The 26,518-nt window shown below is 41.4% G+C and carries 19 protein-coding genes; 1 reads left to right on the top strand and 18 read right to left on the bottom strand.

Annotation, left to right across the window (positions count from 1 at the left end):
* The first annotated feature begins 90 nt into the window (after positions 1 to 90).
* The gene (locus tag MB09_RS05610; protein ID WP_045079912.1) at positions 91 to 1,236 is read left to right on the top strand and encodes a DUF2891 domain-containing protein; all 1,146 of its coding nucleotides are present in this window, start codon (positions 91 to 93) and stop codon (positions 1,234 to 1,236) included.
* 1 nt (position 1,237) lies between these two features.
* On the opposite strand, the gene MB09_RS05605 is transcribed toward MB09_RS05610, so the two are convergent.
* From MB09_RS05605 to MB09_RS05520, 18 genes are all read right to left on the bottom strand, one after another.
* Positions 1,238 to 2,566: an ATP-binding protein gene (locus tag MB09_RS05605; protein WP_084709045.1), complete on the bottom strand. Its 1,329-nt coding sequence runs from the start codon at positions 2,564 to 2,566 to the stop codon at positions 1,238 to 1,240.
* Between the two features lie 9 nt (positions 2,567 to 2,575).
* Positions 2,576 to 5,149: a hypothetical protein gene (locus MB09_RS05600; protein ID WP_045079911.1), complete on the bottom strand. Its 2,574-nt coding sequence runs from the start codon at positions 5,147 to 5,149 to the stop codon at positions 2,576 to 2,578.
* Between the two features lie 69 nt (positions 5,150 to 5,218).
* Positions 5,219 to 6,034 (bottom strand): peptidoglycan-binding protein, encoded by an 816-nt coding sequence (locus MB09_RS05595; protein WP_045079910.1) that lies wholly within the window; start codon positions 6,032 to 6,034, stop codon positions 5,219 to 5,221.
* 11 nt (positions 6,035 to 6,045) lie between these two features.
* The gene (locus MB09_RS05590) at positions 6,046 to 6,963 is read right to left on the bottom strand and encodes a hypothetical protein (RefSeq protein WP_045079909.1); all 918 of its coding nucleotides are present in this window, start codon (positions 6,961 to 6,963) and stop codon (positions 6,046 to 6,048) included.
* Between the two features lie 17 nt (positions 6,964 to 6,980).
* Positions 6,981 to 9,731, bottom strand: coding sequence for an eCIS core domain-containing protein (locus MB09_RS15430; protein WP_052671299.1), 2,751 nt, complete (start codon positions 9,729 to 9,731; stop codon positions 6,981 to 6,983).
* Positions 9,732 to 9,735: 4 nt separating this feature from the next.
* A complete protein-coding gene (locus MB09_RS15425; protein WP_052671298.1) occupies positions 9,736 to 11,085 on the bottom strand; it encodes a contractile injection system tape measure protein in 1,350 nt (449 codons plus the stop codon).
* 249 nt (positions 11,086 to 11,334) lie between these two features.
* Entirely contained in the window at positions 11,335 to 13,959 is a 2,625-nt protein-coding gene (locus MB09_RS05570; protein WP_045079907.1) for a hypothetical protein, read from the bottom strand.
* An 11-nt stretch (positions 13,960 to 13,970) separates the two neighbouring features.
* Positions 13,971 to 16,631: a YegP family protein gene (locus tag MB09_RS05565; protein ID WP_045079906.1), complete on the bottom strand. Its 2,661-nt coding sequence runs from the start codon at positions 16,629 to 16,631 to the stop codon at positions 13,971 to 13,973.
* Entirely contained in the window at positions 16,619 to 19,756 is a 3,138-nt protein-coding gene (locus tag MB09_RS05560) for a baseplate J/gp47 family protein (RefSeq protein ID WP_045079905.1), read from the bottom strand. The genes MB09_RS05565 and MB09_RS05560 overlap by 13 nt, the downstream gene beginning before the upstream one ends.
* A gap of 5 nt (positions 19,757 to 19,761) precedes the next feature.
* Positions 19,762 to 20,172 carry a GPW/gp25 family protein gene (locus tag MB09_RS05555; RefSeq protein ID WP_045079904.1) on the bottom strand — a complete coding sequence of 137 codons (411 nt, stop codon included), beginning with the start codon at positions 20,170 to 20,172 and terminating at the stop codon, positions 19,762 to 19,764.
* Between the two features lie 2 nt (positions 20,173 to 20,174).
* Entirely contained in the window at positions 20,175 to 20,468 is a 294-nt protein-coding gene (locus tag MB09_RS05550; protein WP_045079903.1) for a PAAR domain-containing protein, read from the bottom strand.
* A 186-nt stretch (positions 20,469 to 20,654) separates the two neighbouring features.
* Positions 20,655 to 22,400, bottom strand: coding sequence for a type VI secretion system tip protein VgrG (vgrG, locus tag MB09_RS05545; RefSeq protein ID WP_045079902.1), 1,746 nt, complete (start codon positions 22,398 to 22,400; stop codon positions 20,655 to 20,657).
* 1 nt (position 22,401) lies between these two features.
* Positions 22,402 to 23,088 carry a CIS tube protein gene (locus tag MB09_RS05540; RefSeq protein WP_045079901.1) on the bottom strand — a complete coding sequence of 229 codons (687 nt, stop codon included), beginning with the start codon at positions 23,086 to 23,088 and terminating at the stop codon, positions 22,402 to 22,404.
* Positions 23,088 to 23,249: a DUF5908 family protein gene (locus MB09_RS16140; RefSeq protein WP_165586678.1), complete on the bottom strand. Its 162-nt coding sequence runs from the start codon at positions 23,247 to 23,249 to the stop codon at positions 23,088 to 23,090. The genes MB09_RS05540 and MB09_RS16140 overlap by 1 nt, the downstream gene beginning before the upstream one ends.
* A 1-nt stretch (position 23,250) precedes the next feature.
* Positions 23,251 to 23,691, bottom strand: coding sequence for a phage tail protein (locus MB09_RS05535; protein WP_045079900.1), 441 nt, complete (start codon positions 23,689 to 23,691; stop codon positions 23,251 to 23,253).
* Positions 23,691 to 24,128 (bottom strand): phage tail protein, encoded by a 438-nt coding sequence (locus MB09_RS05530; protein ID WP_045079899.1) that lies wholly within the window; start codon positions 24,126 to 24,128, stop codon positions 23,691 to 23,693. Before MB09_RS05530 ends, MB09_RS05535 begins: the two co-directional genes overlap by 1 nt.
* Positions 24,129 to 24,222: 94 nt before the next feature.
* Entirely contained in the window at positions 24,223 to 25,647 is a 1,425-nt protein-coding gene (locus MB09_RS05525; protein WP_045079898.1) for a phage tail sheath family protein, read from the bottom strand.
* A gap of 8 nt (positions 25,648 to 25,655) precedes the next feature.
* Positions 25,656 to 26,495 (bottom strand): hypothetical protein, encoded by an 840-nt coding sequence (locus tag MB09_RS05520; RefSeq protein ID WP_131459835.1) that lies wholly within the window; start codon positions 26,493 to 26,495, stop codon positions 25,656 to 25,658.
* Positions 26,496 to 26,518: the final 23 nt, after the last annotated feature.

Genomic DNA, 26,518 nt, shown 5'->3' with positions numbered 1-26,518 from the left:
TATATTTAGAAATTTATTTACCACGAATCCACGAATAAAAAAATTATTCGTGGATTTGTGGCTTTATCTTTATCCAAATTCGACAGTTTTATGAAAAAATTCTATCTGCTTTTTTTCTCTGTAATCCTTCTTTTTGCCTGTAAAGACCAGAAAAAAGATAACTCAGAAACTTCCAAAAAAGATGAAACTTCCATTCAAGCGTTTCCCGAACCAACCTTCACTTTGGCTGAAGCCAATAAACTTATTGAGCTTCCACTGCATTGCGTGGGCACGGAATATCCTTATAAACCTGGTGAAACCTTGGAAAGTAAAGCAGATTTGGTGGAACCAATCGCCGTGCATCCTATCTTTTATGGGTGTTTTGACTGGCACAGCGCCGTCCATGGCTATTGGTCTATGGTTACGCTGCTGAAACAATTTCCAGAAATGGAAAAGGCAGAGAAAGTTAGAAAATTGCTGAAAGAAAAGATCACAGCCGAAAATGTGACTACCGAGCTTGCCTTTTTTGAGAAACCCATCAATAAATCCTTTGAAAGAACCTACGGTTGGGCTTGGCTCCTAAAACTTTCCGAAGAACTACACAATTGGGACGACCCATTGGCGAAGGATTTGGAACAAAACCTAAAACCATTGGCAGATATTATTGTGCTTCGTTACAAAGAATTTCTTCCAAAACTGAATTACCCAATCCGGGTGGGCGAGCACACCAATACAGCCTTCGGATTGACTTTCGCTTATGACTACGCTGAAACAATGGGCGATTTGGAATTAAAACAATTGATTGAAAAGCGCGCCCGAGATTTTTATATGAATGATGAAAACTGTCCTATTGATTGGGAACCCAGCGGCTATGATTTTCTTTCGCCTTGTTTGGAAGAAATTGACATCATGCGCCGCGTACTATCACCAAAGGCAAAATATTCCGATGGGGAAGAGTTTATAAAATGGTTGGATAAATTTATGCCCCAACTTGCTGATAAAAACTATCATTTAAAAGTAGGGGAGGTAAGCGACCGTACTGACGGCAAATTAGTGCATTTGGACGGCCTAAACTTTAGTAGGGCCTGGGTTTTTTACGGGTTGGCGAAACGGTACCCGAAATACAAACATCTTGAAAATTTAGCGAATGAACACGTGGCCTATTCCTATCCAAACTTAGTGGTTGATAGTTACGAAGGCGGCCACTGGCTGGGCAGTTTCGCTATTTATGCATTAAATACGCTACACGGAAAATAGGCTAATGTGTGCGGTTTTCCTTTAAAAACTCACGTCTAATTCCCTGTTGTAAAATTTTAAGTGAAAGTGTTTCAGATTTTTCACTTAAAACCTGCAAGCAGCAAAATTGGATGATATTTAGAATATTGGAGCCCGTGAGTTCGTATTTTTTTGAAATTTCCTCCCAATCAATTTCTTTTGAAATTTTCAGCTTTTCGGGAAGGTTTGTTTTCCAAATAACGGCCCGTTCCTTTGCACCGGGCATTTCGAAAGCGATAATAGATTGAAACCTGCGCGTAAAAGCTTCGTCAATATTATCCCGAAAATTGGAAGCCAAAATAATTAATCCGGGATGCGATTCCACGCGTTGCAGTAGATAGCTAACCTCTTGGTTTGCATATTTATCGTGGGCATCTCTAACATTTGTTCGTTTTCCGAAGATAGCATCGGCCTCGTCAAAAAACAAAATCCAGTCTTTATGCGCGGCTTTGTTGAAAAGGTTTGAAAGGTTTTTTTCGGTCTCGCCTATGTATTTGGAAACCACTGTTGAAAGATCGATTCTGTAAACGGGTTTGTGGGTGTATTTTCCCAAAAGGCTTGCGGTCAGTGTTTTTCCCGTACCCGCTGGTCCATGGAAAAGTACTCGGTAACCTGCTTTCAAGCGTTTCTCCATTCCCCAATTTTTGAAAAGATGGTCGTTGTGTTGCAACCACGTTTCAAGCTCCTTTATTTGTTGCAAGGTTTTTTCACTTAAAATCAAATCATCCCACTCCAATTGGGTTTCAAGTTTTTCAGCCGGAAATTGGGTGCTTAATTTTGGTGGCGGCACCTCTCCCGTGGTGAGCTTGTGGATAATTTCTGGGAAAAGCACCAATTTTCCGCTCATCATAGGTTCTCCCGAAGGTGCATTTTCGAGGTATAGCACATTTTTTTTGTTGAAGAAATGTGCTTCCGAAAAGTAGTCCATGCACTCCATTCTTTTTGTGAAATCGGAGCCTCCCAAAATAAATTGAACGGTTTCGCCCGTGGGAAGTATGCCGCGGTGATTTTGACCTTTTATACCGCCAAACTCAACAAAATCGGTCCCTTTTGGGAATTCCTTTGAAACCACATCGAGCAAAATTGACGGATAAATGGAAGGTGCGAGAGCCAAAAGAAGAACGACTGCTTCTGCCTGTGAAAGGTTTTCTTCTTTTAGAAATTCGCCCAATTTTGATTTCCCCAGTTTTTTTAAATCCAAAGTAGGTGCTTGCGTCCCAAAATCTGAGCTGGGATTTTTTATTCGCCACGAAATGACCGCTTCCAAAAAGTTGAAAATTTTAGTCAGTTCTATTTCAGAGGTACTTTTCATAAGAAATTTTTAAAAGGCGATTTCCGGGTTTTCATTTTTTTCCATAGCCTTGGTATTAATAAGTTTTTTGATTTCTGAAAATTGCTCTTCCAGCAAAGGATGCTTCAAAATGGCATCGATATAATTTAAGCTGCTTATACTTAAATGCCGCGAAAGGGTAGGTTCGTAAAATTCCCAAGGGTCAAAAAAGGGTTTGTTTGGTTTTTCTGTCAAGGAAAGTATCAAATTGTTTTCCTTTTCCAGAAAAACTTCAAGTTTTTTGCGGGTTTTGGAATTTGTAATCGTGCCCTTAAAAAACGCTTCCACATCATCAATGGAGACTTTGTGCGGCATAAAAATTTTGAAATAACGCAATTTTCCATCGGCGGCTTCTTCCCAATTGGTCAAATAATCACTGAGGTAGTTGGGGATTTTATCAAGATTGAGCCCCGTTTCCAAATCGACGATTATGTTATCCGATTCGTTTTCGTTTTTGTGGATGTGGAGGATTTTGTTTTCTTTTTTGAATTTTTCAACCAAATAATTCACATACAGACTTTTGCTGTTTATAATTTCAACATAAGCAATCTGTTTGTCGCCCAAAACCTGATTGCGAAGTAAATAATGGTGCAAATCCAAACATCCCAAAAGTCCACTATTGTCAATGGCCCCTGCATCGATAAAATGGCCGTGTCCCTTTATTTTTGCGGCGGGACTGAAAATAGGGAAACGGTTGGTAGTAGAAACGGCTTGGTAAAAAGGAATGGTTTTATTGCCCGCCAAGTCGGCCAGATTTTCTGCATAGGGAAAAATGGCGTTGAAATCTTTTTGCTTCACGGACCACAGAATGCCACGGTTTCCTTTTTGGCCGGCGGTATTCATAATGAGAGACGGAAAGTAGCCGTCTTTAAGAAAAGCTTCTTTCCAATAATCGCGAAAAGAAACTTTGGAAAGATGTTTTGAAGGTGTGTTTTGGATGTTGTTTTGATATTTCACCATTGCGTAATAAGGACGGTCGCGTAAGCCGATTCGCTGGCTAAACGGCCACAGCTTTCGATAGGTATCCAGCCCGAACGTTAGCGTTAAATCCAGAGATGTATAATTTTGTTTTGCGAGGGAATCTATCTTTTTTTTGATGCGAAGCGTATCCAAGGCATCTTCCTTGAAAAGCCCCGTATAGAGCGCCAAACCTAACGAACCGCCCGAAGCGCCAGAAAAGGCGATGCTTTGTTTCAACAGTTTTCCTTCTGTATTAGTTTGTAATTTGTTCAGCACATTAAGTGTCCAAACGTTTGCTTTTAACCCGCCACCGTGTGAAGCTATAAAGAAAAGTGTGTTGTCCTTTTTTGCTTTTAGACTATCCAAAAATATCGCTTCGGGTATTTCGGTCTTTGTGTTTTCAACCAAATCCAGTTCGTGGGTGGTGACTTCGGTATTTGTACAATTTGTAATAATTAGGAGCACAAAAAATATAAAGATTATTGCCAAAAAGGCACGATAACCTTTCGTGTTCAGCAATTGCTTTTTTCTGGCAACAAAAAAGTACTTACCCAGACTTGCTAATACAAAATAGTAAAAGTAGAAGAAGGCGAGCAAAATGGGAACGCCATTCATCAGCGGCCATCCCAAAATGCTGGCCATTGTGAGAACGAAAAGAAAAATTGCGGCCACTAAAAAGTTCAAATAGAACATTAACAGATAGTTCTCGGATTTTTCCAAAAAGTGGATTTTTTCAAAAAATATCCGTACGGGAAGATATTTGGTGCTGGTTAACGTATCTAAAATCAAACTGAATTTGGAGCGCAACAATCTGAAAAAAATATAATTGAACATAAAGACATAGCTGGTTAACAGCAGCATTATAAACCCTCCCGGGCTGAAATTGCCCCAAGTAAGTGTATTTATGAGCAGAACAACGCACAGTATAGCAATGATTAGGTACCACAGGGCTAATTTTCGGTAGAATTTTGTCAGCTTTTCAGGAAGTTCTTTGGTGGTTTTTTCACTTTCGTATTTGGTGATTTTTTCCTTCAAATAGATATAAAGTACAAAAGGGACGAGAAGCAGCACGTAAATAATAATCTTCACTTTATCAAAAGGGAAATCCTCAAAAATGAAGTTTGGCTTAAAACTGCTGATGATGAAGTGTATCCAAACAATGTGTATCAAAATGCCCGTGGAATAGCGAAAATAATTGGCCCAGTTATCGGGTTTGTAACCTGAGCTCTTATCTGTGGTAAACGTATAGACCGTAAATTTTTTAAAAAGCCACCAGTTTAAAGGGTGCTTTGCGTGCCAGTTTGTATAATCGCCACTGTTGTTGAGATCAGCTGCATAATAGGTATAAATAGGGTAGTGGGAAAGCGCAACAGCAAGCCCGTTAATGAAAAAGAATGCCAAAAACAGGGATACCCATTTGGTCTCTATCAAATCGACCATCATAGTGAAGGCCTGATCCATTTGGGTTAACAACAAAAGAATGATCAAAATGACCAAAAGGCTTAAAATAGAAGACTTAAAAAAGTTTTTGAAAGATTTGAAAAGATGATGCACGACATCAATCAGCTTTGTAATCCACGATTTTTTTTCTTCAGTTTCTTTCATTGAAAAAAGATATAAGTTTCTAATTTAAAGATAATTATCTAGAAAAATTTCTTTTGAAATAATAATAAACTATACCAATGGCTCGATGGAGAAAACATCCAGTTTCGTTTTTCTGAAATTTCGGGTTCTTTTTAAAACAGCAATCCCGTTTCGGGAGCCCGCTTGGTTGGTGTTTCCCTCAATGGTCTCAATCACGTCGTTGCCCACGGAAATGATAATTCCGGTATGCGTCCAATCATATCTAGATTTTTGCAAAAGGAAAAAATCGCCCGGTTTCATCACCGAAGGATTGTTGCGAACCGTTTGGTAGCGCGTCAACAACCCTTTGCTCAAACCTGTTGTCCCAACGGTATCGCAACTGTAAGTAAGCGGCATCAAGCTGCGGAAATCCTTCCCGAGCGCGCTGGCGGCTTGATCTAAAATTGTTTGTGCAAAGCCCATGCACCAGTACCAAGGCGAACCGTCATGTCCGTCCATATACGCCCGAACCCACGGGCCACTGTTGGATTGTCCTTTTATTTCGAGTTCGAAAGGGGCATTCCTTAAATGATTTTCAGCCGCTTCCACCATTGCATTTCTTAGCGTGTTTGACAGCAATGGTCTTTCAAAGGCATCTTTCATGCCTTCGCAGAGTTTTTCAAAAAGTTGTGGGGTAACTATCCCGGTCTGGCTGCTATTTGTTGCCTTTTGAAAATTTTTGACCGCTTTTTCGGTTGCTGGGCCAAAATCGCCGTCAATTCCGGTTACAGTACCACTTTCGGGGTTTTGAATGGCATAGAGTGAAAGCCAAGACTGTATTTTCATCACATCTTTTTTAGTATTGTCGCCGTGTCTTTTTTGGGTCTCGTTAATGGTCAGCTCTTTTAGATATTTGTCTTTTTTCATGATTTCATCTGTTAAATTGTTTGTTTTTTGAGGAAAATTATTTTCGATTCCTGAACGGCGACGAGCATCCCGTTCCAAGCGCCAACGGTGTGTATGAAACTATCGATTTCAAAAATTTCAACATCTTTTTGAATAATTGCAGATTTCCATTGGTAATTTCCGTCAATGTCCATTTCCTGTTTTTGTAGCCAGAGCGCGGCTTCGCTTCCCGAAACCGCCTGTAGTTTTCCGGTATTTGCGTTTTTTGAAGCAACACAATGTTTTTCTTCACTATGCTGAAATTTTAAACACACGGTGTTGCTTTCCATCCATCCAAAATAAATATCTTCATTTGATTGCCCAACTGTTATAGACTGTGAAATGTTTAAGGAATGTTGCTCATTTGTAATCAAATCAATTACGATCGTTTTGTTTTTTTCTAAAATGATCGCGAAAAGGGTTTTCGTGACGGCGATGAGTTTTGCTGGCGGATTTTCAACTGGTATTGGCTGAAGTTGTTCTATTTCAGAATTATTAAAATTTAAGATACCACGCTTTATTTCATCGGCTTTTTCCTGCCAAGCAACATATATTTTATCCGTGCCGCCAACCTTGGGCCAAATACTGGGAGTGATTTCCAAAGGTATTTTTTGAAGAATTTCTCCGGAAAAATTTATAGCTACAATTATGGCGTTTCCCTCATTATCACTGCCGGAAATAATTATTTGGCTTTCAAAAATATAAGCAGATGTCGATAATATGGGAAGGGTTTTAATTTTTTCAAAAGTGAAAGAATAACTCATTTTAAATACAAAAGTTTCTCTCTTTGCAATTGAATTTGTTAAGATGAAAAGACTTTCCTTCCAAGAAACCAAAACGGCATTCGTTTCAACAGCAACGGGCAGTGAAACGGTTTTTTCAATTTTCAGAAATGATTTATACTTTGTCATCTTAATATTTTTCTGAATTAGGCATTGTCGTGCATAAATTCCGCAAAGGATACATAAGCCGGTATAAAAGCGGCCTCCACGCCGGGTGTTGAAGCGGCGAGGGCTTCCAAAAGCAATGATATCTGCTGCCGCGGATCAGCCCGGAAAAAGTCTGGACCTATAAACAGCGTATCGCCTGCAATGGTGGCTCCACCCATCCAAGACACTACACCAACGGCAAGGCCAAAGACTGTTAAGTCTCTTTTTACGGCAAAGCGCATCAATTTATATTTTTCAACGATAGCGGCTAATTTCACCATATCGTCCAAAGTAGGTTGGTTTGGCGGAACGGAAGGATCATTTACGGGAAATCGCAATGCAGCTTCGTGCATATATGCATTGGCCCAAGTTGCGGCCCAGGTTTGGGAGCCATCGCGTACTAATTGTGCTTCCCCGAAGAGTTGCCCCGAATGGCTTGTTGCCCAAGCCAATCTTTTCTCCAATTGTGCAATTGCAAGTTTCAGTGGGTCTTCATCCGCAGCATCTATCCCTATAAAAGTATCATTGGACGGCGTGCTTATTCCGGCCGGCACCGCATTTGCATTTCCTGTAGTCTGTACTTCTTTTGCGAAAAGCGCAAAAAGTGCATAACTGTCTGAATTTCGTAAACGGTCTTCAGGCGAAAGTTGGAACATCATCCGTTCGTGCCTATAAGCCACGTCTTTTGTTCCTTCGGTAGGAGCTCCCGCGCCACCCAAAGGTGTGGTTCCGTGGGCGCTTTCGTGAATTAGATTTCTAGCGGCATCATTGGTGTTCAAACTTTTAAAGGTAGGAACGCATAAAGTCATGGTTGAAGCAGAATCGACACCATTATTATATGCTATTGGCCCATTTTCACAACCGCCGGTATCACATTGGCCGCCACAATTTGTAATTGCGGGCAAACCTGCAACATGCGCTTGCAGTCTTAACAAATTGCTTGAAAGTGTTGCTAAAATGGCGGCATCATTTCTTCCGAAAAATTGCTGTACTAAATTTGGGTTAAAATCTGCGTGTGTTGCATTTGCAGCATTTATGGCTGCAGTCATTGCGTCATTGGCTATGGGCAATGCGGTATTAAAAGCTGTCAATGTATCGGGATCCATCGTTGCACAGGGCTGGGTAGGCGGATTTACTTTTTGTGGAGGATTGCTTCCCACAACTATTGCATCGCAATCCAAGGTTGTGGGAGTAGCCGTTCCTGTTAGGATTTCAACGCTTCTCGCACTTGCAAAATCACTTCGTGTTGAAGTGGCCGCGGCATTTCCAATAGCCGAAACAACGCTTATGGCGTTTGGATTCTGCTGTAATCTTGCCAAAACCGCATTGGCTCTATCCTGCGCAAGGGTGGTGGGCTCTTCCATGCTTGCAAAGCCAATCAGCCTTACATTCGTGGGCGTTGTCAATTTTAAGGCATCAATTGCGGCAATTCCACCAGCAGTAAGAATGGCACTTCCCGCTGCGAAAAAAATCTTGTCCTGCGAAGAAGCAGGTATTCTCGTAATCTGAAAATCGTTTGGTCCCGCTGTTGGCATTACGGCCGGCAGCGCACCAGCGGTTGGCTGGAGGGTTACTAGGCTTTTTCGGTTTTGGGTTGAATCTATGGCTGAAAATTCCCCCGTTTCCCCATGTGCAAATTTGTTAAAGGTTGCGGTTGAAGGAATACCGGGACTTCCATCGCTAGGGTTTTTCAGTTCGTTTTCCACGGCATTTGCGCGATCGCAGGAAAGACGCCAATTGGTTGAAGCCGCTCCATCACAGCTCGCAAAGCCATCAATGCGTACAGTGTCATTGCGTGCGTCGGCGTGCCACTTTGCCGCAATTGCTGAAAGCGCTGCTTTGCTTTGGGCGTCTATGGCCCAGTTTCCGACCACATAATTTATTTCAGTATTTTGATGAGTTGGGCGTGATGTTTCGGTAGAACATCCGTTCATACCCGTTGAGGGAATGGTGGCAGGGCTATTTTCGCAGGCCCGCTGAATGTTATTATGAATGCCCTTATTTTGCTGAATTACGTGCGTAAGCTCGTGCGCCAACAAGTGTTTTCCAGATTTTGTGGAAGGATTGAATTTCCCGGAATTGAAATAAATATCGTTGCCATTTGTAAACGCCTGCGCTCCCAAAGCACGGCTCATTTGTACCGAAGTACTGTTGCTGTGAATGCGGACATTGCCGAAATCTGCCCCAAAACTTTTCTCCAATTGTGCTTTTGAATTTTTGGGAAGAGGAGTGCCATTGCCTTTCGTGCTTTTTAAAGTGCTTTCAATATTTGAAGCTGAAGCATTGCTGTTTTTGGAAGATTTTTTTTGAATGTTTTCTTCTTTCTGTTCGCAGTCTACACATTTTTTTTGGATTTTGGAAATCCCATCTTCTTCCGAGGCTTTTGAAATAGCGACCTCCTTTTCACATTCCTCACATTTTTCTTGGATTTGTTCGTCTTCAACACTCTTTAATTGAACCAACGGGGTTATGGAATCGGAAAGCGGCTTTTGTTGGATTTCCGTATTTTCTTCCTCGGTTTTTTTCTGAATTGTTGCTGGTGGAAAAAAAGTTTCCGAAGCACGGAAGGCACCATTTTCCATTCGCTGCACCACTTTATCGGCTACGGAACCGGCTTCTTTTTCATAAGCATCGTCGGCTTTTCCCACAGATAGCTTGGCCTGTGCCGCAAAAAAGGGCGTATTGCCTTTTGTGGGCTGCAAGGAATTTGGTTTTCCGTTTTGGGCGCTATTTATTGAAAAAGCTCTCATAATTTTACCAATCCACAAACAGGATTTTTTCCTTCCACGGAATTTTGATCAAATGCACATTCCACGGCAGTTTGTCCAAAAGAATATCCTGGGTTTTGCGTTGAATATAAAGCTGTTGTTTTTCTGCTGAAATCGTGAGTTTGCCTTCCCGTTGCAAAAATTCGTTTTGAAGAATTGCAGTGGAATTGCTTTTCAGTGCCGTCCAATGGCCAAGCACGGCCTCCAGCAATGTCTCACAGGCCATTTTTTGCTCCTTTGTCAACAAAATATGACGGTTAATTGGATGGTTTAGAGGAACATTGCAAAGAAATTTCTCAAAAACAAGTTCGTACTCATACGCCTGTTCCTTTCCCGTTGCCAAATAGTGGAGCGCGTGGATGGCTTCGTCCATTTTTTCAGGTTTGATAGTCTTTTCCGAAATAAAATCCATTTTTTCAAAAAACATTTTTAGGAAGGGATGCAGTAAAATCAATCCGGCATTTTGTACCAAAATACCATCCTTATTTGTTTCAGCTTCTTCTTCAGCGTCAGTAATGTCTATCTCTTTTTGGCTCTTTTCTGTTTTAAGGGAAACTTCTCTTTCAGCAGTTTCCTTTTGAATATTTTTAGTGTTCAAAGAAATATCCAAACCGAAACTTTCCTTTGAAATTTGTAGCAATTTTGAGACTTCTTTGGCGGGAATATTTTGAAATATTGTTTCAACTTCTTCGGCGTTTTTATGAATTGAATACAAAAGCCCAGCTTCCCAAAATTGGTTTCTGAATTTTCTGGGAACTTTGCTTTTCGAATGACCTGATTCGGTTTTTTCTAAAAATGTATTTACAATTTTGAACAACTGGTTATTATCAAATTGATAAATCAATCGCTTGCGAATCGTTGCTTTTGAAAGAAGGTTTTTCAGTGCTTTTAATGTTTCACTTTTGAAATTTGCAACCTCAAAATAACCTTTCCACATATCCGGTTTTTGCTCAAACCACCATGGCAGTGTCCCTGTTTTTAGAAAATGAAGAAATGCTTCGGCCTCGTTTTGCGCAGGCGACGTGGTTTTAAAATCATTCCACTCCGGGCTTAAAATATTTTCTTTATTAATCGTTTTTTTTAATTCATTGATAATTAATATTTTGAGGTCTTTCAAAGAATTTTTTTCTTTAATCGAGATTTCTAAGAAAATATTTTCGATTCGTATAATTTTTGGATTGTTTTTTTGAAGCAAATTGAAATAACTGTCCATTTCCGGAAGGATTTCTTCTTTAAAAAAATCGCCCAATCCATCTTTTAGCTGCATACCATGGGCAAGTGAAGGGGTATTTACCCCAATTTGCACTTTTTTTATGATATTTTTTGGCGCAACCATTTGTGGTTTAGTTTTTTAGACTTATATTTATGGTTCGATTCAGAGATGAATTACTGGGTTGTGTATATTTTAGTTCAAGTTCTTTTATAGTTTGTACTTTAGTTCGTTCGTTAGGTTTACTATCGTCGGTCTTTTGTCTTACTTGTAGTGCTAGTTCTTTAGTATTTTGACCCATAAGGGTATCATTCGGATTGTACAATTTTACCGACTGATACCCTTCTTTTTTTGCGCTATTTTCAGCTAATCTTCTCATATTCTTATCGCATTTTCGCCCGTTGGCGTTCCAAAATAGAAATCGGCCACGGTTTTGTATTTTGCCATTGCGGCGTCCAAAACGCTTGAGTATTCAAAATTTGTGATGTAAATGGACAGCTTTGTAACTCCGGTTTCATTGTGAAGATATTTCCGCAGGTTCACGAACAGCACAATATCATCGTGGGTGTTTTTCTTTTTTCGTCTGTGGTGGTCGAGCATAAACTTGTTCACCCAAGTGCCGTTTACCCAATCGCCGTCCAATCGGAATTGTAGGTTCGTGCCACTTCCGGCCGCCTGGTTCAAATCGCGTTTTAAGTTGCCGATTATGGTTCTAATCTCTTGTGGCAACTGTGCTGAAGAGGTAACCATTCGGGTCAATCCTGCTTCAATTATTATAGGATTGGTAACCAATCGCTCAGTGAGTTTGCTCCATTTTGCCCATTTTTCATCATAAGTTCCGTAATCATCATCTTTATTTACTGGTGCAATCTGTGCGTGCAGTTTTTGATAGAAGGCCTCGCGGTAATTTCTCAAATCACGGCAACGCATCGCATCGGGCCTGAAAACGCGATTGTTTCGGAACATGCCATTGTTGCTGTATGTATAAATGGCATTGTTGTTTGCCTGTGAAATCTCCCGCAGACGAATGGTGAAAGTGTCTTCCTTCGCACGCGTAATGACCAGCCTTTTCTGACTTTCGTTAAAGTCGAAAACCACGCCTTTCTCAAATTTTTTATTTAGCGCTTCGGTAACTGCGTGTATCCTTCTTAAGAATATTTCCTTTAAAGGAATTGTAATTGTAGTCGTTCTATTAATTAGCGGTTCGCCGTTAATCCTGTATTCAATAACCTGCAGCACATAATTTTGCGGCATCGGTTTATTGCGGCTCTGTGTTCCTTTCAAACTTCGTGAAAGGTTGTTCATATATTTTAGCGAGCTGATCCACGGATAGGTACATTCCATCAAAGAGCAGCAACCGTCTGAAGCAGTGCTGATTTTATTCGAAATACAAAAATCGGCCACCACATTTTCCCTTTCGGAAACCAACACGAAGGTTCCGCCTTTGGGAACTCCCGCTTTATGGGCAATTGAAGGGTTTTCCCTTAAAAAAGAAGTAAATGCCTGCGCATCTTTTTGAAGGTCGAAAAGCAAACAGTCAAAATCCAAAGCGTAGTCATTCTTTAAATTATTTATTGCATTGCGGCTGTCCTGCGCGGGATGCCCAAAATGCCCTTCAATCCTGTAAAAATCGTTGCAATCCAACTCAAATTGCAATGGATTTTGCACCCAACTGTTCGGCGCGAGATTTTGTTTGTGAAAGCTTACGTTGAACCGCTGTTTGTAATTTTCGGTTTTGTTGAAATCCCAAGCTGTGAGCATTTCAGCATCAACTTCGTAATAAACGGGGATGGCTTTTTCGCCTAAATTTCCGCAGGTTTTTGAAGGCGTAATGGCAATCTGTCTTTTATCGGAAAGATTGAAATTGTCCAAAACCAAAACCACGCGCTGAACCAAACTTTTCGCCGTTTTTAGATATTTGGCGTATTCATTGTTTGTTGGCGAATGGTAAAAATCGTGGCGCAATTCGGGATAAATTTCTTCGGACGAAAGTGCGCCCAGCAACAAATGCTTCGGAAATGCCTCAATATTTGGGCAACATTCGGTTTTCAATTTTAAAAGAATTTCAGCCAATTCATTATACGTATCGCTTAAATCGCGTACCAAATCGTAGCGGTATTGGACCTTTTCATTGGTGTTGAAATCATCCAAATTATTTATCTGGTTCAACATCGTGTTCGACGTTCCGTCCTTTATATCCAAAACGTCGGAAAAACCTTGAAACAATTGCTGAAACGCGGAATGCAAACCGTTTTTTGAAGAAGTGATGGCAGCTTTATAAGCAGCGGCCAATTTTGTATATGAAGTTGCATTGCTATCGTTTAAAATTACCTTCGGAACAGCGGTTTGCGGAAGGTTTGTAAAAGCTTCGTAAACGTTGTGCTTCGTAAAAATGGCATCCTTTGCATTTACGATATTTTCAACATCTTCCCGGTCAATCAATAACACCCGAAGATTTTGGATATTTAGCTGCCCTTGATTGTCGCAATTTGTAGTGGTACAGATGTCTGCTTCTTTCGGAAAACTTTCCAAATACAGTACGACAACTTTTTCATTGAGCAATTGTGAATTTATGGGAAGATGTCCCGCTTCCAAATCAACCTTTTCCTGCGGAATCAACTCCCATAAATCAATCGTTGCATTGCCGTTTCTGAAGTGTTTGTACTTAGCCTTATCATCCTCAAAATCAATAAAATGCGAATATTTGATGCTTTCCAAAACAATGGAGGTATCGGAAGAGTTTTTTATACTTTTTTGAAGTTTCAGCAAATCGCCATCGGTCGTAACACCGCAGCCCTGCGTTACGGTTACAAGCGAATTTTGGTTGTTTACCGAAACCTTAAATCCGCACGCGACGCCAACGCCCACAAGGCATACGCGCGTCAAGCGGTCTTGGTCCTCAAAATATGCTATAAATTCGTTCAACTGCCCGGAGGTCAGTACTTGGTCGTCCACGAAGGAGCGGTACTGTGGAGTAATTTCCATTAATTTAGTGCCCATAACTTTGGTATTTAAAGTTTGCCCAGGTTGGTCCTGCCCAGGATAATATCTTGTTGTTCTTCGTCATCATCACAATCGTGAAGCGTTCCCTGCGTGTAAATGGTGTGCAGTGTGCTCATAATTTTGATGAGCCTTTTCAATTTTGTGGTCGGTTGTTTTTGGCCCATATCGGTTTTTGCCAATAGCCAGGCTTTGTAGGCTTCTTCCAGTTCCACCATTTCATTTTCCTCGCCCTTGGTATCGTAACTTTTTGGGTAACCAATCCAACAGATTTTTGCCAAAATATGCGAAGGCAATTCCTTTTGAATCAGTTCTTCCAAAAACCTTCGGAAATCCACATTGCTGTAGCGTTCCGTCCATCCCGGCAAAACGATGGAAACCCGGAAAGAGTAGGGGTCAATGCCTTCGCAACCCTCGCAATTGTCGGTACAAATCGGTAAAAAGGTATTTTCGGGAGCGGTGTCTTTTGTTACGTCGGGGCGAAGCAGAATATGCTCAATAACGTACATTCCTTCATTGAAATCGAGCGTGTTTACAAATTCAACGGTTTTAGCAATTGCATTTTCGGCAGCCGATTGTGTTGAAAAACTCGAAATTCTTCGGGCAATCACGTGGCTTTCATCAGTTGTATCGGGAATGTTCGGATTGGTAAGATTGAAGTAAAACTTTCCGGCGGTATTCACTTTTATCTCATAGTTTTCAGCAAAGCGGCCGTAATTTTTCACGTCTAAAATTTCCTTGTAAAGCGAAGCCAAATTGTGGTAATGCTTGCTGGAGGAAGAAAGGATTTCCTTGTTTTTGCTTCGGAAACGGAAACGGTATTCAATAATGCCATCGGTGTCAATTTCCTCGTAAATTTCCAACGGGTCGTCAGAAAAATTTCTTCGGAAATAATTTGGGTTGCCGCTTAAAAGTGCGATGCGTTTTTGGAATGCCGAAACATTGCCGGTGTCCCACAAATCAGCCTCTTTCTGTTCGTAATAATTAAAACTCAAAGGCCGTTCACAGCCAATCATCCCATATTGCTGAAGAAAACCTTCCTTGGTTTTGATTACCGCAGCATCGGTATTGCTGCCGTAGAGTTGTTTCATCAAAAAAGCGTACTCGCTGAAACTTTCCGCAAAGCGGGAAAGCAAATGGTCCAGCATTTGGTTCCTGCGGGTAACTTTATCGTCAAGGTCGGAGAACAAAATATCCGTAATGGTTGAATCGTAAGAATAATTGGCTGATACCAATTCCGAAAGGTCTTTTACGTTTTCAACCATCTGCGTGAAATAACTTTTGTCCAGTTCGCCGTTGATTGAAAAAATATCCTTTACATTTTTTAAATGTGCGAAATAGCTTGCGAAAATCTGGTCAAAAAAGAGCAGATATGCTTTCAGTTGTTTCACTTTTGCGCGGTCTGCAATGGTTGCCGTGCTTTTCACGCCCAGTTCCCCAACGCCGTAAACCTCGGGAAAATCGTTTTGTATCGTACTGTAATTGCCAACATCGGAAAACCGTCCAACGGGCAGTTCCAACGATTTTTTCTGCGAAGCGATATCGAGAATATTGGCTTCGATTTCATCGTAAATTGCTTCCAAATAATCGTCAACCGCTTTTTTGTTTATGTTCAGCGGAAGAAATCCTTTGTAATAGCTGAACGAACTATTATCGCAGCGTTTCGGCTTTTTTCCGGCGGGAATGCAGAGATTCCAGATTTTTTTGGTTTCGGGTTTGCCATCACAATTGTTGATAGTGATGTCGCGGATAACGTCAACGCCTTCAATTTTTTGGATTAAATCAATCAAATCGGTCAGCCGCACCTCTTTTCGAAGTTCTGTTTTTCGAAGTTCTGAATTGTCAATAAATCCATTATTCAAAAGCGGCCCGTTAAAGATTTCATCGGGCGCATAGCCTTTTTCAAGCATATCCTTTAAAGAGTAGAAGCGGAGGGAAGGCGATAAATATTCGTCAATTGTATAAAGAATCTCGGCATGCACTTTGTCTTCGTCGGCTTCGGGTTTCAGTTCCACGATTGCGCAAACGGCAACGGGATGGTTTTCAACTTCCTCGATTTCAATTACATCTTCGCAAAGATTTCGGTGTGCTTGATAAACCGTTCTAACCTCTTCTTTCAGTCTTTTTATTTCTTTGTTTCGTTTCGCTTCAGTATTGAAAATTTCAGGATCCAATTCATCCAATTCCACCAAAACATCGTACAATCCGTTTAAAACAAATTCCTTTTTATACTTTTCCTTTATTTCGAAAGGTTTATAAGACAGTTTGTTTTCCTTGCAGTTGGCATATACTTTCTTTTCGTGTTTTATGAGCCAGGCATTTTTCACGCCTTCAATGTCTATAAAGAGTTTTCTGTAATCTAGCGCCGTTACGGGTTTTATGGGAAGTGCCTTTTCCGCGGTTAAAAATTGGTCATTCAAAAAACTCGGGTTGTCCTTCTCGGCCAAAATGGTTGCCAATGGAAGGGAAAGCCGCGCCCCCAAGTCGGTAATTGCGTAGCACAAAACCTCCAAAGTGGTGATTCCCGGGTCGTGGGCGTTGTAGTCCGTCCACAGACCGCTGCCCAAAGCCTCGATGTATTCGATTCCTTTTTTTCGAAGGAATTCGAAATCGAGGTCATCCTGGGTGGAAGTATCCTTTGCGATGGTGCTATATGTTTTTACGGAAGACATATGGCTGGTTTTTTAGGGTTTTGTTCCCTGCATTTGGATTGCACGGCGGTAATAAAATGCTTTTTGGCCGATACCAAAATTGCTTTCGGGCTGGAGGGAATTATGTTTGTTTTTTCTATGTTAGCCGAAGTTTCCGGAGTTCTGTGTTTCACCACCACATCGTCCAAAAAGTCAACGTACGCCAGGTTTTCCAAATAGGAAATGAGTTTGTTTTTATGGAAGGCGACGCCAAAATTCAGAACCGAGGTTTCCGAAAATGCCCAAGGTGAAAGGTATTTTTTGATGTCTTCCTCAATTTGTTTTGTATAAAAATTTTCGTCAAAGCCTGTATTGAACTTCACGCCGAGCGTAACCTCAACTTCTTCGTAATCGGGGTTTATAATTTCCGCGGAAACGAAAAACGTGTTCAAACCATTGATATAATTTTGGATTTCATTCCGTTTTGCCGTGCTCAGCCGCGGTTGAAAAATATCGAAGGCATTGTTGTTTTTAATATCGGGAATCACAGCGAGCGTAACATTTCCGGGGGCGTGAAAATCATTGCCTTTGGTGTGGTTTAGGCATTTCACTTTATACACCTCGGGGAATTTATCAAGAATTAAATGTTCGTAATCCCACAGTGAAATGGCCCGGTCGCGATGCCTGATCCGTTCGCTCACGCGGCGATAGTAGCTCTCATCGCTTTCCTCGGGTTTTCCACCGAAGGAATTATAGGGTTGTGTAACACTTTTTATTGCGGAATCGCGCTGGGTAAGTTTGCTGATGGTTTCGGCAGACAGACCGTTTTTAAGGTGCGAAAGTTCATTGCCATTGTTTACGAAAGTTGCCGTAATAACCTGTGCGTGGACGTTTATAAACCTACAAACCGCATCGAAGCTCTTTGGATTTTGTGCACGCAGCCAAACCATCCCCGAAGGCAACAACGTATTGTTTTCGGTAGCTTCGCGCGGAATTGTGATGGTTACAATTCCTGTTTTTAGGAAGTTATCTGTTGTATTTCCCAACACATAATCACTCGAAAGTTCCATCCAAGAATTGTTTGAAAGCACCGCCCACGAAATTTTTTCAGCAGAAGAAAAGGGTTCTGCCAACGGATTTTCGGTTCCTTCCAATAATTGAAAAAGGAGCTGCACTTGCTGTAAAGCCTGGGTATTCTCAAGGCCGATGTAAAGTTCACCGCCAGCACAATACGTTGGAACCAAAGTCTCGGAAGTTTCCGCCTGTCCAAAAGGATGCTCGTGAAAGAGTTGGATTTTTTCAAGATTCGCGGTTTCTGAAACGCCAAATTCCACTTCTTGGCTCGCGGTGTAGCTTAGTTCAATTTTTTCAATAATTGGAGTGTACGGTTCGTTTGGAAGCACGGTATCTTCTTCCGTGGAAAGCGCGAGCGCATAAACCTTTGGGAACAGTGCGTGCAAAAACGATTGGTTCAACGATAGTTTTATTGGCCCGTTTTTTCCCGTTGTGTAATTTGCGTTATTGATGGAAAGATTGCTTTCAAAAAGCTCCCCGTTTTTGCTGAAAAGCGGAAAGGCATTATTTACGGTTACCAAATTTTCATTGTTTTCCACGGAAACCTTCGCCTTAAAATAATCGTTTCCGGTTATGTAAAGATTGCTCGGGCTTGATGTGGGATTAAACGTTAACCCGGAAGGTTTTGCATATTTTTTGGTTACTGTATTGAAATTGAAATAGAGCGTTTGAAAATACAGATTTGGCGAAAGGTTGAAATTGCTATCGTCTTTTCTGTAAGCAATATAATGTTGTTTGAAATCGGTCGGCGTGTTTAGCCACGAGGCGTGAAGAGAAACTGTATCCCACTTTTTGCTGAACATTTCGGGATAGTCAATATAGAAGGCGGAGCGTTCCATAGGCTGCGTTCCGAAAGGGAAAAAGGGCTTGTCTGTAGCAAGGGTTCCGAAATCATTTTTCAGTTGCAGATTTTCAGCTTCGGAAACTGATACTTTCACGGTTATTTTTTTCACTTTTTTCTGAAGCAATTCGGTATAAAGTTGGTAACCGATGCTGAATTCGGGTTGTTTCGTTTTCAGCAGAAATCGAAATACCGGTTGTTGGGTTTCGAAATTTTCTTTGTGGATTTCTTGATTATACGGAACAATTGCCTTTTCCGTTTTATCAATTTTTAAACAAAGCTGCACTGTTTTATTTCCTACGGAAGCAGTAAAACCCTTTACTGAAGCCGAAATTTTAAAAGGTCCCAACCAGCCTTTTTCGCCAGTGGCAAAAACATCAATACAATCAATTAACTGGGAAATATTGAAAACCGGAATTGATTTTTCAAGATTGAAAATAACTTGGATTACGCGTTCTCCTTCGGCCAAATTCAAGGTCGGTGCTGCAATTGCAAATCCCAGATTTGGGGTTTCCAAAGGAATTGAAGGTTTAAAATGGGTTGGGTAACCAAAGGGCAACCAATTTGCATCGGCTTTAAAAGGTTCGCCTTTACCATCTGCGGAATTTACTGCTGACGCGGCAAATAGCCCGTTAAATTCATTTGGGTTTAGATTGTTGGTTTTTCTGTGATGGTAAATGCTTTTTAAGGCACCAACAGTCGCTTTGTTAACGACTACTTCTTTATCAGTTGCGTATTGCAGTCGTTTCCCCAAAGCATCTTTTCCGGCCTCCAGTAGCGTATGTTCATCTACTTTGGAAGTAGAAAAATTCTTGGCCAATTCAAAAATAAGATGAACACTATCTGCGACCGGAGCTTTTTTGTCAATTTGAAGAATTTCGTTGTAATAGAAATCGAGATGTCTTTTGGTTAGTGCATTAAAATGTGCTTTGGAAATTTCAAGCAATTTCAGAAAGCACACAAAAAGCGCAAGGTGCGGGGAGAGGCGGTTTGAAGTTTCGGCCTCTCTTAAAAAAGCTGCGATTTTTTCCTTTTCAATAAAAAATGATTCCCAATTTCCCGAAGGTACAGCAGCATTTTCAACAGAAAAATAATTTACTTCCGAAGCAAAATTATTGGCAAACTTCATCCAGTCTTCCGTTGAAAAATCGTTCAAGTTCAGATTTTCCGGAAGCATGGCGCTGAGCGACCTTTGGGTCTGTTCGGTGCCCTTATGGTTTATCAGAAATTTATTTTCGCAGTCTTTTGCCATGGTTTTTATACTTCGGTGCCTTCGGTTTTGTAAAATGGAAAAACAAGGTTTGCCTTCGAATTTGTGATTCTGACAACGTATTCAATATTTATTAAGACCTCGCCGTTCAGCTCATTTGTGGTGTCTAGCGATACTGTTTGTGTATCAATTCGTGGTTCGTAATACAGAATTGCGGTTTTTATAAGTTCAATTATATAGGTCTTTAAGGTTACATCAAGCGGTTGAAATAATAGTTCTTCCAGATTGCAGCCATAATTGGGTAGCATTACTCGCTCGCCCAAGCGGGTTGATAAAAGAATTTCAAGGCTTTTGTTGATATCTACCACTCCGGCCGTGGTGACCAATTGGCCCGTTTTTTTGTCAAAATGGGGCGGAAAACTCCAACCTTCTCCTAAAAATGTATCTGATGTATTCATAATTATCCTCCTATTAATACCGTGAATTCCCCCAAAACAATACTTCCTCCGTGTGCCGTGCTATCTCCCAATCTCGCTGCGGGCATTCCGCCGATAAATACTGAGGACGAGCCCATTATAATTGAGTCCGGTGGTCCCGCACAGGTTGCCATATCGCCAACTCTGGCCGCGGGCATTCCGCCAATCAAGACTGTTGGTTCGCCCGCTGGGAGTATTGGCCCGCCAACGTGCGGACTTCCATTTGGGTTGGTCATCGGGCAAATGTGCATATCGTTTATTCGGGCTGCTGGTGGCATTTTTTATGTTTATTGTTTGTAGTTTATTGTTAATTGGGGATTTGTTAATTTATTAATTCAGGCTTGTTAGTTTGTTATATGAAACCTCAATTTTATCTTTTACGAATCCCGAATCCCGAATCCCGAATCCCGAATCCCGAATCCCGAATCCCAAATCCCAAATCCCAAATCCCAAATCCCAAATCCCTAATTTATTTGTACCAATGATCCTTTTAAAACTGCAACGGCACTGGTTGAAACTTCCGCTCCAGCACTGCCTTCTGCTTTAAATTGGGCATTCGCTTTTACATTTATATTCATAGCTTCAATGTTGCAATCACCGGTTGCTTTTATACTGAAATCTTTTCCGCTTTCAATTGCAACTCCGTCACTGTCCATTGTTATTTTGTTTGAATTTTCATCCTCAATTACAATTGCTCCCGCATCTTCGTCTATGGTTACTTTTTTCCCGCCAGGCGTTTCAATAGTGATTGATTTTTTCTCATCATTGAAAATGAGTTTCATTTCACTTCGGGTAACAAAACCTTTTTCGTGATTGTCGTCGGAGGCTTTCAAAGGGGCGGGTTTTGCGCTGCTGTGGAGCATTCCGAGGATTACCGCATGGTTTGGATCGTCGTTTACGAAACCTACAATTACTTCGTCTCCAATTTCTGGCAGAAAGAAAGAGCCTCGGTTATTTCCGGCATCCAGAGTTGCGATACGTGTCCAAATGCCCTGTTCTTCATTATTGATGATGGGTATTTTTACCAAAATTCTATTCTCGCCACTGGGGTCTGATTCCAATTGTGATACGATTCCAATTTGCAAACCACTTACCGCGGGAATGATTCCGGCAGCAGGCAACTCTGAAATATCATAAGTTTCACTGAACCATTTTGGGTTTATCCCGAATTCGGCGTCAACGGTCCAATTGCCATCCACAATTTCGTGTCGAATGGCACTGATGAAAATTTTTCCGTTAAAACGGTCGCCCACACCTTCCAACTTGAGCATCGTTCCGGGTTTTACCGTTGGAATGCCCTGAAATTTTACCCGTCCGCGGGTTTTCGAAAGTTGCTGGAATAGACTTTTTGCATCGCTCCAATTTTGCAATGATGCCGAATTATAATTGCCGCCGCTTTTCAATTCTAAATTTTCAAGGTTTATTACATCTGCTAAATCGGAAACCGAAATATTTCCGTTTAGGGAAATTGCGGGGTCAGTGGCTTCGGCTTCCACAATTTCCTGTTCGGAAGGATTCCAGCCGTATGCGGTAATTGTGTTGAATTGGTTTCGGGCATCCATTTCGGCGTCAAAGTCGAGTAGGGTAGCGCCAAAGACAACGGTTTCAATGGCATCTTGGGAAAGGTTGGGTTTTGAAACTGTTATTTTTCCATCATCCACGGTGCAAATCTGTCCGTTGATTTGAGCGCGCGTCATTATAAAGTCCCAATCGGAAGCGCGGTACTGCACCATTTCCTTATTGGTGAACGAAGTTACTTCCACATCGCTTTCCAAGGCGTATTTGCCAATAATTTCTTCAATAATATCGCTGTCCTTGCTTTCGTAGTAAAAATTGCTCTTTCTGCCAATGGTCATTTTCACGGCCTCGTCCCTGCATTCCACAATTAAAACGGAATTGATCTCGCGGATTTTAATGCTGTGTTTTATGATTATTCCTTTAAAAATAGTTTCATCATCGCTGTGATAGCCTGCCTTTATTTCGATATTTTTCCCGGGAATCAATAAATCCTCATTGCTTAATTCGAAATCCTGCGATGCTGCATTGCCATCAATAAATACAATCTGTGCAAAGGGAATTCGGTTTATTTCCTTTTCAACAGAAATATTTTTTACTTGATAGGCAGACGAAATTTCGCTGCCGTCAATTAATATTTTGAAGGTTACCAAATCTGCACTTTGCGATGTTTCTATGATTCTACTATTGGGCATATTATGAAACTTTTTCTATGGGTGGAAATTTTATTTGTTGGCCAGGTTTCAATCTTCGGAAATTTGTGAGATTGTTGGCTGCTGCAACTTGCAAGTAATATTTTGAATCACCGTAAATTCTGAATGTCATCAAAGGCAGGGTGTCGCCCTCTTTCACAATCCGTACGTGTGTTAAATCTGGCGAATTGTTGTTTTCCTTTGCCAATCGCAACAAATCTTCAACAATTCCTTTAAAACTTGCTTTTACAACGGCACGCAACGGAACTCCTTCGGGAGAAAAAAGCTTGTATTCAATCGTCATTTCGGCCAAAATTCCCTTAAAAATAAGTGTGCCCCAACTAATCATTAAATAATTGGGTTTGTGCTCGTCGCCGTTATAATCGAAGACAATTCTTTTGAATCGTTCAATATCGGCCACGATTCCTACCCCGAGATCATTGCTATGACCTTTAATTATCCCGGTTCTATCAAAAAGAAACTCAAGGTTTAAATCCTCCGGGACGGAACGAACGTATTTTGGTTGTGATGCGCTGGTGCCTTGACCCTGCGCTTCGGTATATTCCACCTTATATTTGAAGGCATATTTTTCTGGGTTCAATAAAGAAGAAAATATGCCGTCACCCACGATTCGTGTAAACTTGTTATCGCGGTACGCTATTATTTTCAGCTTTGTAAGTTCCCCTTTCATTATCGTTCGTTTTTTCGGGATTCAATTCGCATAACCTCTTCCACGGCAGCTTTTATCACAGCTTCCGCTTTGCCTCCTGATTGTTTATCAGGAGAGGCATTGGTTTGCTCAGTACCGTTCACATTTATTTTTATGTTAAGCTCTTTGATTTCGATAGGCATTTTATACGAGTGTAAAATAGTTATAGGCCAATTCTATGGTCTCAATCGTTACTTTGCTTTCTTCGGCATTGAAATCGTCGACGCTCCATTTTACGGGATAAACATGCACAACGTTCCAAGTTACAAGCGGTTCATGCTTCTCGTTCAGCAATTTTACTGTGAGATCAATCGGTTTAAACTGAAAACTTTCAATTGCGTTCCGGCACCATTTTATGAGTTCGGAATCGGTTACCATTCCGCGTTTCAAAATGAGGTTTGGAAATTTGGACCGCACCGGCAATTTATGCTTGAACCTATTTTCGCCTCCCTCTGCAAACTCCTCGGTCTCGATATCTACGGAAAGCCCCGATACCGATTGGAACTGAACGTCTTTTTCCTGTGAGGAAATTCCGTTGAATTCCACCTTAAAATGAAAGCTTACCGGAGGATATTCAGTGGCCATCAATCTCCGTTTTGGATGGTTAGACCTTCGTGGGCAATCTCCAGAGTTTCAATGGCGGTTTCGTTGCCGTCGCCTTTCAAATCTGTGGATTGTACCTTTATCGGAAAGGCGTTTTTCACCTTCCAAACTATTACCGGCGCGTGCTCTTCGTTCAGCAATGAAATGGTGATGTCGCGGCGCTCAATTTTATTTAGGCTTACGGTATTCCACCATTTGTAAAATTCATTGTCGTTCGCAAACGAGCCGCGTTTTAAAGTGATATTGCTGTATTTCTGCATTCCCGGCATCTTTATTTTGCTGTATTCCGGGCTGGCACCGTGACGGTACTCGATCAATTCGGTTTCTACGTCCAGTCCACTGACCTCGGTAAAACCTATGTTTGTTCCTCCCCAGTCCACTGAGAAATGAAACTTTACTAATGGATATGTATTTGCCATTTTGCTATATGTTAAATGTTAATGGTTAAATGTTAAGTGTTTTGTGTTCCGTTTGAAATAACTGCTCACTGATACTGAAAACTGCAAACTAAGACTATGCTTCTTGCATTTTGTGTGAGAATTTCAACACGATGAATTCTGCAGGGCGTACTGCTGCCATTCCTATTTCGATGTTCATGATTCCGTTGAGAATATCATCTGCGGTCATTGTTTCGCCCAAGCCTACGCGAACGTAAAATGCCTGTTCGGGTTTGGCTCCAGCTAATGCTCCGGCGCGCCATTGAAGAATTAGGAAATTTTCAATCATCGCGCGTACTTTTACCCAGGTATTGGCATCGTTGGGTTCGAAGACGAACTGTGCCGTAGCTTTTTCAACAGACTCTTCCACCATATTGAAGAAACGGCGAACGGGAACATATTTCCACTCGTTGTCATTGCCTGCAAGAGTTCGTGCGCCCCAGACCAAGATTCCCTTCCCCGTAAATGACCGGATGGCATTGATGGATTTTCCTGAGGTATGGATGTTCAAATCCTGCTGTGCTTCGTGTGTAATTTTGATTGTGGGCTCCACAGCGGCACTCACCGATTCGTTTGCAGGGGCTTTCCAAACGCCCCGATTGCTGTCCACTCGTGCATAAACCCCGGCCATTGCACTGCTTGGCGGAAGTGTTACGTATTGTTTTTCCAGTTCCGTCTTTATTTTGTTATAAAGTATCAAGTTGAAATCGGAATCGCCACTGTCTGCAAGCTCGCTTAATGCTTTGGTGTCATAAACGCCCGTTGTTGTTGAGTTTGATTCATCAGTTACATTATGAGCCAAGGTTACGTTAGCGTCATCATACGCGTAACTGTAAACTGTTCTTAAAAACGGATGGTAAGCTGCGCCATATTTCAATAGGTCAACGCCGTTGCCCAAAGAGGCTGTATTGCGAATGTTATCGCTGTTGTTAGCGAAAGCATCTATAATAACAAAGCGGTCTTTTAACTTTTGCGATTGCATCAATGCCCTGTTTATAAGCGAGTAGTAGCTTGAAGCGGTGGAAACAGCCATCGCATCTGGAAATACATACAGGGTGGGCTCATCAAATTTTTCAAGTTCGTCCAGTCCTCCCGAAAGCAACGGTTGGTTAACGGAACCACTTGTGTAATCGCCCACAGAGCAGATGTAGCAAGGCCCTCCGCCATTGTCAAAGTACATCCGAAGGGCATAATACATTACATACGGACTGGTAGTTCCCAGCGCCACGCTAAACTTTTGATCTAAAAGCTGTACCGGTGGCCCGCTGTTTATGGTATCGTTGATGGTTACGGTAATGTTTGCTTCCTTCTCCGCCTTTCCAAAATAGGTTTCGTATTCCAGCAGCGAAACAATACGTTTCGGTTTGTTGCGGACGGTTGTGTCGCTGATTTCGGTGTAGCCAATAAAGGCCGGGATTGCTGTTTCCACTTGGGCCACAGATGGTGGAAACTTCGATATTTCCTCCACATAGACCCCGGGTGTTTTGTACGTAGTTGCCATAGTTTTTGTTATTGGTTAATAAATATTTCTGAAATGGTTTTTATGATATTTCCGCCGCCGTCCTTTTCAAATATGAGTCGGGATGGGAATGCGGAAGGTCTTTCTTGGCCGTTAAAACTGTAACCTATAATACCGTTTTTGGCCAACGGAAGTGTTGTGGGATCTGTAGAGTGGAGGAGTGTATTGGTTGAAGCATCGCGGTAGTTCCAGATGGTGCTTCGGTTTTTTAATTGAAGTTTGAAGGTTTTTGGAAAAGCGGGAATGGTTCCGTTTGCGTTTAGAATATTCCGTGCGTTGCCGTCGAAGGGAACAGTGTCGTCTCCCGCCATTTCCAACGAAATGATTCCGAAAAGCCCAATCTTTTCTTTGGTGGAAAGATTTTTTGCCATTTCACCATAACTTGTTTGGTTTATAGTGAAATTTTCTACGGGCAGGGTAGTGGTTTCCAAATCTAAATAATTGAAAGAAACGCCTTCGGAAACAGGTTTTTTGTTTGAAAAATAATAGGGAATGGCCGGCTTTGGATTCACCGTTGAATAATTTTCGAAAAGCGGATCTTTCACATAAATCAAAAAATTGAAAACCGTTGTTTGCGGAAGGTTTACAAAAGGTCTGTATGTTCCCGAATTGGGCGCAGTTTCCTCGGCTTTCGCATATATGGTGAATCCGCTGTGAGTAGTTTTGAAAACTAGCTTGCTCCCTTTAAAAATTTCCTGTGTTTCTTCGGAAGGAATTATTTCACAGAAATCCCCAAAATTGTATTTGTTGAGCTGCGCTTCCTTTAAAGTAGCATTCGCATCAAAAGCTATACTGCCATCATCCAAAAAATAGTGGTGGTACAGATTCATACCGAACAGAATTTTATATGTGG

This window comes from Aequorivita vladivostokensis, assembly GCF_000952855.1.
In the GTDB taxonomy this organism is placed as follows: domain Bacteria; phylum Bacteroidota; class Bacteroidia; order Flavobacteriales; family Flavobacteriaceae; genus Aequorivita; species Aequorivita vladivostokensis.
This window is presented reverse-complemented; position numbering and strand designations above follow the sequence as displayed.

Coding starts and splice junctions, on each gene's coding strand:
- MB09_RS05610 (WP_045079912.1), top strand. CDS start 91: ATGAAAAAATTCTATCTGCTTTTTTTCTCTGTAATCCTTCTTTTTGCC.
- MB09_RS05555 (WP_045079904.1), bottom strand. CDS start 20,172: ATGAATACATCAGATACATTTTTAGGAGAAGGTTGGAGTTTTCCGCCC.
- MB09_RS15425 (WP_052671298.1), bottom strand. CDS start 11,085: ATGGTTGCGCCAAAAAATATCATAAAAAAAGTGCAAATTGGGGTAAAT.
- MB09_RS16140 (WP_165586678.1), bottom strand. CDS start 23,249: ATGCCTATCGAAATCAAAGAGCTTAACATAAAAATAAATGTGAACGGT.
- MB09_RS05570 (WP_045079907.1), bottom strand. CDS start 13,959: ATGGGCACTAAATTAATGGAAATTACTCCACAGTACCGCTCCTTCGTG.
- MB09_RS05535 (WP_045079900.1), bottom strand. CDS start 23,691: ATGGCCACTGAATATCCTCCGGTAAGCTTTCATTTTAAGGTGGAATTC.
- MB09_RS05550 (WP_045079903.1), bottom strand. CDS start 20,468: ATGCCACCAGCAGCCCGAATAAACGATATGCACATTTGCCCGATGACC.
- MB09_RS05540 (WP_045079901.1), bottom strand. CDS start 23,088: ATGAAAGGGGAACTTACAAAGCTGAAAATAATAGCGTACCGCGATAAC.
- MB09_RS05595 (WP_045079910.1), bottom strand. CDS start 6,034: ATGAAAAAAGACAAATATCTAAAAGAGCTGACCATTAACGAGACCCAA.
- MB09_RS05525 (WP_045079898.1), bottom strand. CDS start 25,647: ATGGCAACTACGTACAAAACACCCGGGGTCTATGTGGAGGAAATATCG.
- MB09_RS05560 (WP_045079905.1), bottom strand. CDS start 19,756: ATGGCAAAAGACTGCGAAAATAAATTTCTGATAAACCATAAGGGCACC.
- MB09_RS15430 (WP_052671299.1), bottom strand. CDS start 9,731: ATGAGAGCTTTTTCAATAAATAGCGCCCAAAACGGAAAACCAAATTCC.
- MB09_RS05565 (WP_045079906.1), bottom strand. CDS start 16,631: ATGTCTTCCGTAAAAACATATAGCACCATCGCAAAGGATACTTCCACC.
- MB09_RS05600 (WP_045079911.1), bottom strand. CDS start 5,149: ATGAAAGAAACTGAAGAAAAAAAATCGTGGATTACAAAGCTGATTGAT.
- MB09_RS05520 (WP_131459835.1), bottom strand. CDS start 26,495: ATGAATCTGTACCACCACTATTTTTTGGATGATGGCAGTATAGCTTTT.
- MB09_RS05590 (WP_045079909.1), bottom strand. CDS start 6,963: ATGACAAAGTATAAATCATTTCTGAAAATTGAAAAAACCGTTTCACTG.
- vgrG (WP_045079902.1), bottom strand. CDS start 22,400: ATGCCCAATAGTAGAATCATAGAAACATCGCAAAGTGCAGATTTGGTA.
- MB09_RS05605 (WP_084709045.1), bottom strand. CDS start 2,566: ATGAAAAGTACCTCTGAAATAGAACTGACTAAAATTTTCAACTTTTTG.
- MB09_RS05530 (WP_045079899.1), bottom strand. CDS start 24,128: ATGGCAAATACATATCCATTAGTAAAGTTTCATTTCTCAGTGGACTGG.